Source organism: Chthoniobacterales bacterium (genome assembly GCA_035274845.1).
Taxonomy (GTDB): Bacteria; Verrucomicrobiota; Verrucomicrobiia; order Chthoniobacterales; family UBA10450; genus AV80.
The window spans coordinates 57,302-70,586 of the sequence record DATENU010000007.1 but is presented as its reverse complement, the minus strand read 5'-3'; the positions used below and the strand labels follow the sequence as shown (position 1 = coordinate 70,586).

The 13,285-nt window shown below is 57.8% G+C and carries 14 protein-coding genes; 4 read left to right on the top strand and 10 right to left on the bottom strand.

Translation table 11 applies throughout. The features are described from left to right. Positions 1-11: 11 nt before the first annotated feature. Positions 12-1,175, top strand: coding sequence for a type IV pilus twitching motility protein PilT (locus tag VJU77_02900; protein ID HKP02286.1), 1,164 nt, complete (start codon positions 12-14; stop codon positions 1,173-1,175). Positions 1,176-1,243: 68 nt separating this feature from the next. Here VJU77_02900 and VJU77_02895 read toward each other — a convergent pair whose 3' ends face one another. Together VJU77_02895 and VJU77_02890 are read right to left on the bottom strand one after the other, a co-directional pair. Continuing rightward, positions 1,244-1,642: a type II secretion system protein gene (locus VJU77_02895; protein ID HKP02285.1), complete on the bottom strand. Its 399-nt coding sequence runs from the start codon at positions 1,640-1,642 to the stop codon at positions 1,244-1,246. A gap of 190 nt (positions 1,643-1,832) precedes the next feature. Continuing rightward, positions 1,833-2,231 carry a prepilin-type N-terminal cleavage/methylation domain-containing protein gene (locus VJU77_02890; protein ID HKP02284.1) on the bottom strand — a complete coding sequence of 133 codons (399 nt, stop codon included), beginning with the start codon at positions 2,229-2,231 and terminating at the stop codon, positions 1,833-1,835. A 133-nt stretch (positions 2,232-2,364) separates the two neighbouring features. On the opposite strand from VJU77_02890, the gene VJU77_02885 reads away from it, so the two are divergent. The 3 genes from VJU77_02885 (at position 2,365) to VJU77_02875 (ending at position 4,167) form a co-directional block, all read left to right on the top strand. Beyond that, positions 2,365-2,778, top strand: coding sequence for a MarR family transcriptional regulator (locus VJU77_02885; protein HKP02283.1), 414 nt, complete (start codon positions 2,365-2,367; stop codon positions 2,776-2,778). Between the two features lie 101 nt (positions 2,779-2,879). Continuing rightward, positions 2,880-3,464: a hypothetical protein gene (locus VJU77_02880; protein HKP02282.1), complete on the top strand. Its 585-nt coding sequence runs from the start codon at positions 2,880-2,882 to the stop codon at positions 3,462-3,464. A gap of 43 nt (positions 3,465-3,507) precedes the next feature. Continuing rightward, positions 3,508-4,167: an HNH endonuclease gene (locus VJU77_02875; GenBank protein HKP02281.1), complete on the top strand. Its 660-nt coding sequence runs from the start codon at positions 3,508-3,510 to the stop codon at positions 4,165-4,167. 89 nt (positions 4,168-4,256) lie between these two features. On the opposite strand, the gene VJU77_02870 is transcribed toward VJU77_02875, so the two are convergent. The 8 genes from VJU77_02870 to VJU77_02835 form a co-directional block, all read right to left on the bottom strand. Continuing rightward, the gene (locus VJU77_02870) at positions 4,257-5,717 is read right to left on the bottom strand and encodes an NADH-quinone oxidoreductase subunit N (GenBank protein ID HKP02280.1); all 1,461 of its coding nucleotides are present in this window, start codon (positions 5,715-5,717) and stop codon (positions 4,257-4,259) included. After that, positions 5,714-7,189: an NADH-quinone oxidoreductase subunit M gene (locus VJU77_02865; GenBank protein HKP02279.1), complete on the bottom strand. Its 1,476-nt coding sequence runs from the start codon at positions 7,187-7,189 to the stop codon at positions 5,714-5,716. The genes VJU77_02870 and VJU77_02865 overlap by 4 nt, the downstream gene beginning before the upstream one ends. Next, positions 7,186-8,979 (bottom strand): NADH-quinone oxidoreductase subunit L, encoded by a 1,794-nt coding sequence (nuoL, locus tag VJU77_02860; protein HKP02278.1) that lies wholly within the window; start codon positions 8,977-8,979, stop codon positions 7,186-7,188. The genes VJU77_02865 and nuoL overlap by 4 nt, the downstream gene beginning before the upstream one ends. A gap of 23 nt (positions 8,980-9,002) precedes the next feature. Continuing rightward, positions 9,003-9,323, bottom strand: a complete 321-nt coding sequence (gene nuoK, locus VJU77_02855) for an NADH-quinone oxidoreductase subunit NuoK (protein HKP02277.1) — start codon at positions 9,321-9,323, stop codon at positions 9,003-9,005. A gap of 1 nt (position 9,324) precedes the next feature. Further along, on the bottom strand, positions 9,325-9,828 hold the full coding sequence (locus VJU77_02850; GenBank protein ID HKP02276.1) for an NADH-quinone oxidoreductase subunit J: 504 nt from the start codon (positions 9,826-9,828) through the stop codon (positions 9,325-9,327). A gap of 94 nt (positions 9,829-9,922) precedes the next feature. After that, positions 9,923-10,453, bottom strand: coding sequence for an NADH-quinone oxidoreductase subunit I (locus VJU77_02845; protein HKP02275.1), 531 nt, complete (start codon positions 10,451-10,453; stop codon positions 9,923-9,925). Positions 10,454-10,461: 8 nt separating this feature from the next. After that, positions 10,462-11,523, bottom strand: a complete 1,062-nt coding sequence (nuoH, locus tag VJU77_02840) for an NADH-quinone oxidoreductase subunit NuoH (protein ID HKP02274.1) — start codon at positions 11,521-11,523, stop codon at positions 10,462-10,464. 10 nt (positions 11,524-11,533) lie between these two features. Further along, entirely contained in the window at positions 11,534-13,279 is a 1,746-nt protein-coding gene (locus VJU77_02835) for a molybdopterin-dependent oxidoreductase (GenBank protein ID HKP02273.1), read from the bottom strand. Between the last annotated feature and the right edge of the window lie 6 nt (positions 13,280-13,285).

The following is a 13,285-nucleotide window of genomic DNA, read 5'->3' as shown; positions in this document are numbered from 1 at the left end:
CGGTTCAAAAAATGTCTTACCTTGATCAATTTCTCAGCATCATCGTCGAACATGGCGGCTCGGATTTACACATTGCCCAGGGTCAGCCGCCGAAGATGCGGCGGCATGGGGATGTTATGCCGATTCGGGAAGAGGCCGTGACGCGCGACGAAGCGGTCGCGATGTTGAGTGAGATTTGCGGCCCGGAGAGTTGGAAATTATTCGAGGAGCGCGGCGATCTTGATTTCGCCTACGAAATGCCTGACCGCTCCCGGTTCCGCTGCAACTACCTCAAACAGACGAACGGTTACGGTGCGGTTTTTCGCCTGATCCCGGCTGCGATCGCCAGCCTGGATGAGCTGGGAATTCCGCCGGTGGTAAAACAATTTGGACGTCTTCGGGGCGGCTTGGTCCTCGTGACCGGTCCTACCGGCTCGGGAAAATCAACGACGCTGGCGGCGTTGATCGATTACCTAAACGAAAATTTCGCGCGACATATCGTTACGATCGAGGAGCCGATCGAATTCGTGCATGCGAACAAACTTAGCCTCATTACCCAACGCGAAGTCCCGGTCGATTGCGCCTCGTTTCCCGGCGGGCTCAAGGCCGCCCTGCGGGAAGATGCCGACATTGTCCTCGTGGGCGAGATGCGCGACCTGGAAACAATCTCCCTCGCGCTGACTGCCGCGGAGACCGGATTGCTGGTGTTCGGCACGCTCCACACCAACAACGCGCGCAAGACGATCGACCGCCTGGTGGACGCCTTCCCGGCAAACAAGCAGGCGCAGATTCGCACCATGCTGGCGAATTCGTTGCGGGGAGTGCTGGCGCAATTGCTCCTGAAGAAGGCGGACGGGTCCGGACGGATCGCCGTGAATGAGATTCTCATCGCGAACCCCGCTGTCTCCGCCATCATCCGGGAAGGCGCGACCCAAAAGCTTCAGGACGTCATCGTGGCGGGCAAAGGGCAGGGGATGCAATTCATGGACGACGCGATCCAGGCTTTGCTGCAAGAGGGGGCGGTCTCACCCCGGGAAGCGTTTATGAAGGCGATCGACAAAGGCCGGTTCAAGGAGTTCCTGCCGGTCGACGAACAGGAGCTTGGCGATGCCGCCGGCTCCGCGGCTCACGACCGGAAGCGCGCTCCGGGTGATTTCGTTAAGGGCAAAGATCGGACCCGAATGCTTATCCGTTAGACAACGAAGACCGGCTGCCCTGCCATCATCCTGAAGTCCGCAAAATGCCGCGGACTGAAATATCTTTCTTAGTTGTAAGGCGACCAAAAGCCGGCGTCCGCCACGTCCGAGAGGGCGTTGAAGCTGGCGGTCGGGACTTTCGGGATGGAGTCGACGCCCTGCTCACCGAAGGTGTTCCCTAGAATGTCCTTGCCGGTCAGATAGAGGTTCGTTCCGACTTTCAGATAGTTCGTCCAATCGGCGGTTCCAACCGCAAACCCGCCGGATCGGTTGGTCTCGATGGCATACTGATGGACCGCGGAATCAATCATGCGCAGATCGTTGAGAACGCGGCTCGCTTGCGTTCGCTTGCGCGCGCGAAGAAAACCAGGGACCGCAATGACCGCGAGCAAGGCGATGATAGCGACCACGATCATGATTTCGGCGAGCGTGAAGGCAGTCGGCTTGGAATCGAGCTGGCGTTTCATGTTATGGAAATTACAGCAGCAGTTGCGCCGGAAATATCGGCTCTCGAGTTGTTACTCGTTTTGCGAGTATTTTCTTCGCTGAAACCCGGGCAAACAGCCCGGGCCGGGCATCCACAAAACGACGAAGGCAGGCTCGCGCCTGCCTTCATCCTGAGGTCCGCAATATGGGTCGCGGACGGATAGGTCGCTCTTAGTTGTAAGGCGACCAGAAAGTCGCGTCTGCGACGTCCGAAAGAGCATTGTAGCTGGACGTCGGCACTTTCGGGAGAGAATCGACTCCCTGCTGACCGAAGCTGTTGCCGAGAATATCTTTGCCGGTCAGATAAAGGTTGGTGTCTTTTTTGAGATAATTGGTCCAATCGACGGTGTTAACGGAAAACCCACTCGAGCGGTTCGTTTCGATGGCATACTGGTCGACTGCGGAGTCGATCAGGCGCAGATCATTGATGATGCGGCTGGCTTGGGAGCGCTTCCGGGCGCGGAGGAATCCTGGAACCGCGATAGCGGCGAGCAAGGCGATGATCGCCACGACGATCATGATTTCGACGAGAGTGAAGGCGGACTGGCGCGAACCAAATTTGGTTTTCATGTTATAATAATTATAAGCACCGTTCATGCCAATATATCGGCAACCGATATATTATGAGGTTTGAGCAAATAGTGTCCGTATCCCAATTCTTTTGAGCTGGGCAGAAAAACTTCTTCCGTATACCTCTCTGGCCATGACGCGTTCACTCCAGGCAGAGGATTATGATGCGCTCGCCGATTTCCGGTATGCGATGCGAAAATTTTTGAGCTTCAGTAAGCGAACCCTGGCCCACGAGGCAAAGCTGACCCCCGAACAATATGAGGCGCTCCTGGCGTTGAAGGCGTTTTCCGCTTCGACCGGTCTCACCATCGGCGACTTGAGTGAACGGCTGCAGGTGAAGCACAACACGGCGGTGGGTATCGTGGACAAACTCGAGGCGATATCGCTCCTCCAGCGCGAGCCGGGTGTCCTGGATCGACGTCAGGTTTTCCTGAAGCTGACGCCCGAAGGTGATCGGCTCCTGGCTGGACTGGCCGCGATTCATCGCGAAGAGATGCGGATGCGGAGTCCGGAGATGATCGAGGCTCTTGTGCGGCTGCAGAAGTAGAACTCGGAGATGCTTCTGAGTCGACAGTTTCGGCACGGGATGCGCGAGTCGGCTGAAGCTTGAGCTTGTCGAAGCGCTCCAGTCCGAGATACGATCGGCTTGTGAAGAGCGCGATCCGGAACATTCTGTTTTCTTTTCTCCTGGCCTCGCCCGTTCTGGCCGGGCTGCCAGCCATTAACGTGGCGGTCTCCGATGCCAGCGGTAAGACCACGTTCCAAGGCAGGACCAACGCCGCGGGTCTCTTCATCACCGGCAGACTTGGTCCCGGAAAGTACGTGGTGCAGTTTGACGCAAACAACGGAACGCTTAAGGGCGACCGATATCTGATCGTCGTCGCCGCCGGGACGAAAAAGATTACCGCCGATTCCGTGCCGGGGGAGAGATTCAGCGCGGGTGGCGTTGCCATGAAGGTCCCGGTAACATCCACGCTTCAGATCACCGGCCAGATCGTCAGCGAACGGCCCATCGCATCCAACGAAAGGATCATCCAGGGCGTTCGCTACTTTTGGGTGAAAAGTGGGACCGGAAGTAATTTGGGGCGCTGGGTGGAAGCAGGTGAGACAAATCCGCGAAACGTCGTGGGAATGGACCGCGCCTCGGTTCGAAACATACAGGAGCGGGCCGGGGAGGGTAGCGCCTCGACCATGATGAGGATTCCAGAGGGCCACGGCCTTACCGGGCACTGACTCGGGATTCCACCCCGGGGCGTCCCGGGGGAGCGTACCCGCGTTGACAGGAAAAATCGGCGGTGATACCGTCGCCGCAATTTACGCCGACGTGCATACCCTGCTTAATACTCAGGTTCTGGTGCTGAATCGCCTCTGGCAGGCCGTCAATATTTGTTCCGCCAGGCGTGCTTTCACCCTGCTTTACCAGGGTCATGCCCAGGTGGTTTCCTCCGATCCTTCCAACAACTTCCTGACCCATGACTTTGCGAGCTGGCGTGATTTTTCCGTGACCGCGCCGGACCATGAGGTCGTCACCACCATCTCGTGGAAGATCCGCGTGCCGAGAGTGATCGTCCTCCTCCTGTTCGATCGGTTGCCGAAAAAGGAAGTGAAGTTCACCCGCCACAACGTTTTCGAGCGCGACAAAAACATGTGCCAGTATTGCGGCGGAACTTTCGAGCGGACCGAATTGAATCTCGACCACGTCCTGCCCCGCGATAAGGGGGGACTGACGACCTGGGAGAACGTGGTTTGCTCGTGCATCTCCTGCAACACGCGCAAGGGAAACCGCCTCCCGCATGAAGCGCACATGACTCTTATCCGAAGACCGAAGCGGCCGAAATGGCGGCCATTTGTCCATGTGACGTTCACGTCGCAACACCACGAAAGCTGGCGGCACTTTGTCGATCTTGCCTACTGGAACGTAGAGCTGAGCGATTGAGTTTTGAACCGCGGATTACGCGGATGGCCCGGATGTTATGGCAAATGCCTTCTTCAGATCCGTGAAATCTGCGTAATCCGCGGTTTCATTCAGTGGTTGACCGACGCGGTGACCGCAACAGCCGGCCCCTTGAGCGCATTTAGGACGGGCTGCGGATAGACGCCCAGAAAAATGATGCCGGCGATCAGCGCTGCCATGGTCGCCCGCGACAATCCGCTCAGCGGCACCGCCGCGTCGCCCACGGGCGTTTCCCAGTACATGGCCCGGACGATCTTGAAGTAATAATAAAAGCCGCAGGCAACTGTGATGATGCCAACGACCGTCAGGGCCGTCTGATGGTGTTCGATGGCGGCATTGAAGATGTAGAATTTGCCCAGAAAACCGGCGGTAAAAGGGATGCCCGCAAGCGACGCCATCGCGATCAACATCGCGAAAGCCAGGAATGGCGACCGCCGGGCGAGGCCGTTGAAGTCTTCGATGTTGTCGCCGGTGTGTTTCGCCACTACCACCAGGACGGCGAAGCTCAGGAGCGTCATGAGCAGATAAGCGACGAGGTAGTAGGCGACGGCCATCCCATCGAGGCAGACCACGCCGATGAGAAGATAACCCGCGTGCGCGATGCTCGAATAAGCGAGGAGCCGTTTGAGATTGCTCTGCGGGAGCGCGGCCAGATTTCCATAGATGAGCGTAAGCAGCGCCATCGCCATGAGCAGACGCTCCATTCGAGGCAGCATCAGGAACGGTTGAAGCACGCGCAAAAGGACGACGAACCCCGCCGCTTTCGATCCCACGGAAAGGTAAGCGGTGACCGGAGTGGGCGCGCCTTGGTAGACATCGGGAACCCAAATTTGAAAAGGCACCGCGGCGATTTTGAATCCCAGCGCCACGAGAATAAGAACCATCCCGAAAAGAGCCGGGCCCTCTTCGATCCCGGGTTGGGTTAGCGCGGTCGCGATCCGGGCAAGACTGGTTTCGCCAGTGACGCCGAAAACCCAGGTGATCCCATAAACCAGGAAGCCCGTCGAGACAGCACTCAGGATCAGATATTTCCCCCCGGCCTCAAGAGAAGCGGGATTGCGACGGGTGAAACTGACCAGGACATAAAGCGAAATGGACACGAGCTCGAGCGAGACGAAAATCATCACGAAATCGATCGCGGACGCCATCCACATCAGGCCGGCACAGGTGAAAATCGGGAGCGCAAAGAATTCGCCCAGCCCTGACTGAGGCGTCGCGCCGGGAATCGAATCCCGCACGACCGGTGCGTAATCGATCATCATGACCAGGACGATGATGGTCGTGACGAGAGCGAAGCGTTTGAAAAAAATCGCCAGGGGATCAGCGGTGTAAAAACTCCAGAAACCAGAGGAGGCCGCGTCCGGGACCGCGGGAACAAGGAAGAAACTCGCGAGCAAGACGGTAGCAAGACCGGCGATGGCGGTGATCGCAAACGTCCTCTTGTCGATTCCCTCCGCGAACGCTTCAAAGAGGAGCACGAGCAAACCGAGAACGAGCACCGCGATTTCGAGACTGGGAGCGGCGATCATCATGGTTTCGCGCTGAAATAACTTTTGAAAGTTGGCGTGACCAGCTTGAGGAACGATTGCGGAGCGACCCCGAACCAAATCGTCATGGCGACGAGGAGCATGATTGGAACGCGGAGGCTCTGGCGGAGGTCGGTGACGCCGCCGAGCGATTCCCCCAACGCGCCCATGAAAACCCGGCGATACGCCCGCAACATATAGACAGCGGAAATTACTATCCCCCAGAGACCCAGCACGGTTGCGATTTGGTAAATCCCAAAGCGCTCCGGGTTCGCCCCATTCCGGAAAGCGCCGAAAAGCACCATCACTTCGCCGGCAAAATTGGCGAAGCCCGGCAGACCAATCGACGCGAAGGCGGCGAATCCAAACGCCAGGCCCGCGCGTGGCATTAATTTTCCAAGACCTCCCAGTTCCTCCAGCACCAGGGTCCCGGTGCGCTGGCGGACTTCTCCGGCGATAGCGAAGAGAAGGGCGATGGAAATTCCGTGGGCGAAAATCAGAACCGCGGCTCCGCTGGTCCCGAGTAGGGTACCGCTGGCGATCCCCAGGAAAATGTAACCCATGTGCATTACGCTCGAGTAACCCAACATCCAATCGAGCCGCTTTTGCGCGATGGTGACCAACCCGACGTAGATGATGTTGCCGAGCAACAACACGATCAGGAGCGTGCTGTATTGCTGGGCGCCCTCCGGCAGGAGCGGCAACGCGAGCCGCAACAATCCATACAATCCGAATTTCTTCAGGACCCCGGCGTGCAACATCGCGGCCGGCGCCGGAGCGGAGGCATACGCCTCGGGCGCCCAGGTGTGAAACGGAAAGAGCGAAACCAGAATTCCGAAACCGACCAGCAGGATAAGGAAGATGCGTCCTTGCGCAGCAGCCGGGATCGCCCCTGCGGCCGCGTGCAACGCCCGAAAATCAAAGCTTCGCGCCGCTTCGGGGACTGCGCGGTAAAGCATGATCAGGCCAAGCAGGAGAATGAAACTTCCGGTCGCCAGGTAGATCGTGATTTTCCACGCCGCCGCCTGCCGATTACCCGTGCCCCAGATTCCGATCAAAAGGAAGGTGGGAATCAGGGCGAGCTCATGGAAGGCATAAAAGAAAAATAGATCGAGCGACGCGAATGCCCCCAGCGCCCCGGCGGCGATGAAAAGAAGACAGGCATAAAAGGCATTTGGGTGCTGCCCGATTTCGCCGGTAAACCAGACGGCCGCCAGGGTTACCAGGGCGGTGAGGAGCAGCATCATCACGCTCAGTCCGTCGACCCCAAGCGTGAAGTTGATCTTCCAATCGGCGCTGATGGGAAACGACATCACCATTTCAAAACCCCGCCGGCCACCTTCGAATAAAAGGTAAGCGAGCAGGGTCGCTCCCAGCGTCAGGCCTGCAGCCCAAAGAGCCGTTCTTCGGGCAGGCGCTCCCAGCAGGATTGCCACGGCAGCCGCGATCGGAAGAAAGACAATGAAAGGCAGGATCATCGGAAAATCGTGAAGTAGATGAGCGCGACGATCCCCAGCCCGAAAAGGAACGAGTAGGCCTGGAGGTTTCCGACCTGAAATAACCGAAGCAGCGAACCGATACCCCAGGTGGCGGTGCTGGCGCCCCGGATGAAACCGGCGTCGAGGATCCAGCGGTCAATGAACGCGGCCAGGGCAGCCAGTAGTCCCTGGGTCGCGGCAATCAGAAACGCATAGAGTTCGTCGAAATAGAAACGCTTTCGAAGCAGTGCGAAGTCCATCGGTTCGCTTTGCCGGTTGCGATAAAGGACGATGGCGGCGGTGGCGCCGGCGACAGTGGCGGCCAGAGCCATCCCGGGGACGAGCCAGTCCGTCTCTTTCTCAGCCGGCAGTTGGACGAAGAGTTTCGCGACAAATCCAAAGCCCGATGCGAAGGCCGGAAGGGCGAGGAGAACGAGCGGCCCGATCATCACCCAAGGCGCTTCTCGTCCCGCTCGCGCCTGGTCGCTGCGTGGTTTGCCAAAGAAAACCACCACCACCAGGCGCAGCATGTAGAACGCGGTCAGAAACGCCGTAAAAAGGGCAAGCCAAAAAATAGCGCGATCTTTTTCGTAGGCCAACGCCAGGATGGCGTCCTTGCTAAAAAAACCGCTGAAGGGCGGAAACCCAATCAGGGCAAGCGTCCCGACCAGGAAGGTGAGAAAGGTGATGCCGAGGCGGCCCGCCAGTCCGCCCATCTTCCATATATTTTGTTCGTGGTGCAGCATCACGATGATCGATCCGGCGCAGAGGAAGAGAAGCGCCTTGAAGAACGCGTGGGTAAACAGGTGGAACATCGCGGCCTCTCCCGAGGCGAGCCCCACCGCCATCACCATGTATCCGAGCTGCGACAGGGTTGAGTAGGCCAGAATGCGTTTGATGTCGTTTTGTTGCGTGGCGATGAGTGCGGCCATGACCGCGGTGATCGTTCCAATCCAGGCGATCACCCAGAGCGCCTCGGCGGACGCTTGAAACAGGAAGCTGACCCGCACCAGCATGTAAACGCCGGCGGCCACCATCGTTGCCGCGTGGATCAAAGCGGAGATCGGCGTGGGGCCTTCCATCGCATCGGGCAACCAAACGTGAAGCGGGAATTGCGCGGACTTGCCCATCGCGCCGCAAAAGATGAGCAGCGCGGAGACGGTAAGGTACCCGGGGTAACTCGTGATCCGGCCCAGTTCGTGATTCATTTCGCTGAAAAGAACGGAGCCCGTCGCCGTCCAGGCCATGAGGATTCCGAGCATGAAGCCGAAATCGCCGATGCGATTTGTCAAAAACGCTTTCTTGGCGGCGGCCGCCGCCGTGTCGCGGTCAAACCAGTGGCCAATCAGCAGATAGGAACTGACGCCCACCAGCTCCCAGAAAATGAACATCATCACGAAATTGTTCGAAACGACAATTCCGAGCATCGAGAACATGAAGAAGGAAAGCGACGCGAAGTAGCGGGACTTGCCCGGATCGTCCCGCATGTAGCCGAGGGAATAAATATGGATAAGCGCGCCGATCCCGGTGACGAGCACGAGCATCGTTTTCGCCAGGTTATCGAGAACAAACCCCAGCGGCACATAGAGGAGCGGGCGAAGATCGATCCAAATCAGCTCAAACGTCTGGATGTCGGCCTGCGCAAAGACCAGGCAACTGCAAAGGAAGCTTCCCACGACCGCGCCGACGGAAATGAAACTGCTCAGGCCCGGCGATGATTTCGTGAACAAAACGATCACGGCTGCCGCAAACAAGGGCAGGAGCAAAAGATACCAGGGCAGGGCGCTCATGAAATACGCGCGGCGGCTTTCATTCAGAATTTCAGCGAGTTGATGTCTTCGACATGGGTCGTCTGCCGGGCGCGGTAGAGCGCCACGATAATGGCGAGGCCCACCGCGACTTCGGCGGCGGCCACGGTAATGATGAAGAAGACGAAGACCTGCGCGTTGTAGTTCGGCATTCCGTCGGCGGTCAGCCGAAAGCGAGAAAAGGCGACCAGAGAGAGGTTGGCGGCATTCAACATCAACTCCAGCGACATGAAGATAATGATGATGTTGCGGCGGAGCATGACGCCGGCGAATCCAATCGTGAAAAGCAAACCGCTGACAACCAGATATTGGCCCAGGGTCACCATGTTATCGGAGCTCCCTCTTGCTCAGCACGATCACGCCAATCGTCGCGACCAGGACCAGCACGCCGATGATTTGGAAAGGAAGAGTGTAATTGGTGAAAAGAGCCACGCCCACGCTATGAACGTCATCGGTCCTGCCGGCCGCCAGCGGAGGGATGGGTTCCTTTGCGGCGCTCATTTGTCCCACCACAAAACAAAGCTGAACAAAAAAGGCCAGGGCGACGGCGATTCCGCCGGCGAACGCCACGAAATTTGTTTTGCGCCGCACTTCGACGCGCAGATCGAGCAACATGATGATGAAAAGAAAAAGCACCATCACGGCGCCGGCATAAACCAGGACCTGGATGATCCCGATGAAGAACGCATCGAGCGACATGAACAGGGCTGACAGCCCCAGGAAGCAGATGACGAGACTGAGCGCGCTGGCAATCGGGTTGCGATTGATGATGACGGCGGCGCCGAACACCAGCATCAGGAAGGCGAAGAACCAAAAGAGAAACGGGTTCATGGGAGGAATGCAGATTGCAGATTGCAGGTTGCAGATTGAGCGCAAGCGCGGCGCTCCAATCTGCAATCTGAAATCTGCAATCTGAAATGGCCTTTCACTTCTTCTCGTTCCATTTCAAGACGACTCCGTGCATCACTCCGCCGATCTCCAGGAGCTTTTCCTTGTGATGCACCATGTCGGCGCGGGTATAGCCGGTAATGGCGTAATCCTTCCGAAGGTAAATGGCTTGTTCGGGGCAAACCTCCTCGCATAACCCGCAGTAAATGCAGCGAATCATATCGATATCGAATTCCTGCGGAAATTTCTCCACCTTGGCAAAGCGATCGGCCTCCGAAAACTCCCCCGGAATGATCTTGATGGCGCGCGGGGGACAGATGAATTCGCAAAGCTGACACGCCACGCACCGGACGCGTCCGGTTTCATCCTTAACCAGCGCGGGGGCGCCGCGATAATGTTCCGGCAGCTGGCTGTCCCATTTCTCTTCCGGGTACTGCATGGTCACTTTCGTTCGGCCGAAAAGCATATTTTTGAAATGCCTCATCGTGATGGCCATTCCGCTCAGGATGGCCGGAAGGTAGAGGCGCTCCCGCAAATTGAGATTCGGACGTCGGACGGTGAGGGCCATGGTCAGGATTAGCTCGGCAGATAGGCGAGGATGATCGCCATGATAAAAATGTTTACGAGCGCGATTTCGAAAAAGAAAACCCAGCCCAGCCGCATCAGTTGATCGTAACGAAAGCGGGGGAGCGTCCAGCGCACCCAGATAAAAACGAAGAGAAGCGCCGTGATCTTCGAGAAGAAGACAAAAATGTTGACCAACCCCCAACCCCAGCCGGCCGATCCATCCGGGATGCCCGGAAAATGCCAGCCGCCGAAAAAGAGGGTCACGATGATGGCGCTGCCGGTGATCATCGCGACGTATTCGCCGAGGAAGAAAAGGCCGAACTTCATCGAGCCGTATTCGGTGTGATAGCCGCCGACCAGTTCCGTTTCGGCCTCGGGTAAATCGAAAGGCAGGCGATTGGTCTCGGCAAAGACCGCGATGACGAAGACGACAAAAGAGATCAGCATCGGAATTGCGAGCAGCCATTTGTGCCAATTACCCCAGTCGCCCACAAAGGGGGCGATCATCCAGCCGTGCTCGATCTGGTAGCGGACGACTTCAGTTAATTTGAGCTGTCCGACCAGGAGGAAAACAGGGACCACGGCCAGCCCGAGCGACAATTCGTAGGAGATCATCTGCGAGGTCGACCGGACACCACCCAGGAAGGAATACTTGGAGTTTGAAGACCAGCCGGCGATGACGATCCCGTAAACTCCGAGCGAAGCGACCGCGAAAACAAAAAGCACCCCGACGTTGATGTCCGCGATGACCATGGGATATCCGAAAAGAGTGCTGCCGAATGGAATGACGGCGAGGGTGATGATGGCGGGGATCATCGCGAGGCACGGCGCGAGCCAGTAGTAGAAGGTGTTAACGTGGGCGGGAGTGAAATCTTCCTTTAGAAGGAACTTCATCGCATCCGCGATCGGCTGGAATAACCCAGCCGGGCCGACGCGATTCGGCCCGAGCCGATCCTGGATGAGCGCGCTGATCCGGCGCTCGGCATAGACCGCGTAATTCATGATGCCAAGAACGACCGCCAGAAGCACGACGATCTTGATCAGCGATGAAATGAGAAACGCGTAGTCCATCTCGATTGGTCTATTGGCCGTCCCCCATCACCTGCACGCCCCGATCTCCAATCTTGCTCAGGCTCAATCCCGCCAGGGCCGGCACCGCTTCGCTCATTTCCTTGAAGACATCCTCAATCGAGTAAATCCCGTTTCGCCCGGAATAGGTCTGAATCAGGTCGCGCAAAATTTCCCAATCATCGCGCGCCTGGCCGGGACCACGCACGGCGCGATTCAGTCGTTGAAGCCGGCCTTTGCCGTTAATCATCGAGCCGCGTTTCTCGGCGAAACCAAACGAAGGAAGAAGCGCCGTTGCGGCCGGCGTCGCTTCATTCGCCAGCATATTCATGAGGACAAACGACTGCAGGGCGCCGAGTTGGGGGACGGTAAGCCCGATCTCGATCGGATTTTCCCCCAGCGCGACCAGTGCTCGGACTCTGCCGGAGGCGACGCCATCCACGATCTCGCGAAGTCTCGCTCCGGGATAGGAGGTCACTCCCAGGAGTCGCGCTCCGTTCGTGTTCGGATTGCGGTCGGCGCTGAGCAGAATTTCATCGGCCGGCCCCGTGCGCGGGACTATGTCGATCAATTCGACTCCCAGGGCTCTGGCCAGTTGCGCCGTGAGCCAAAGCTCTTCATTCGTCATCCGGCCGGATGCCAGAATCGCGATTTCCCAACCCGAGAAATGTTTCAACTGCCCGGCGGCGTGCGCGATCGCCACATTCCATTCGGCTGGAATGAGTTTGTCGCCAGAAAGAATCTCTGGCTGAAGGAGCCGCTGGTCCGACTGGAGATAATCGAAATTCAACCGCCCGTAGTCGCACATCCAGGAGGAATTAACGGCGTCGTTTTCGCGCGGGGTCTGGCGATAAATGACATCTTCACGGCTGCCGATAATGGTATTGCACCCGGTGGCGCAACTTGTGCAGAAGCTTTTGGTCTCCTTCAAAAACCAGACGCGCATCTGGAAACGAAAATCGGAAGAGGTCAGCGCCCCGACCGGACAGATATCGACGGTGTTGAGCGAATAATTGTTTTCGAGCCGCTTGCCCGGGTGCGCGGTCAGCACGCTGTGACTGCCGCGGTCGACAAACCCGAGGACATCGTCGTGCGCGATCTCCTGGCAGAAACGAATGCAGCGCGAGCAAAGAATGCAGCGCTCGTCATCGAGCGTGACGCGCGGCCCGAGCTCGACGTTCTTGGGCTTCTTGACTTTGTTTTCCAGGAACCGCGAATCGGCGCGGCCATATTCCACACTGAATTCCTGGAGCCGGCATTCTCCGGCCTGATCGCAAATCGGACAGTCGAGCGGATGATTGATGAGGAGAAATTCCATCACTCCCTTGCGACATTCCTGCGCCAGGGGGGAGTCGGTCCGAATGCCCATTCCTTCGCTCACGTCCTGCGCGCATGAAATCTGGGGACGCGGCATCCAGTTGATCACTGGTTTGCCATCTTCGCCGAGTTCCGGTTTGCGGTCCGGCCCCATTTTTGGGAGACCCATTTCGATCAGGCACATCCGGCAGTTGCCGGGCGAGCTCAGTTTCTTGTGATAGCAATAGCGCGGCACGTAACTGCCGGCCTGTTCGCACGCTTCGATCACGCGAGTCCCTTTTGGAAATTCATGCCAGACGCCATTGATCTGGACGTTGACCATCTGCTGCGCTGTAGCGGTCTCAGCCATTATTTCCTCGTCCTCGTCCTCGTCCTCGTGCTCGTGCTCGTGCTCGTGCTCGTGATCGAAAGCGTGCCCGATCGAGGACGAGGACGAGGACAATTGTTC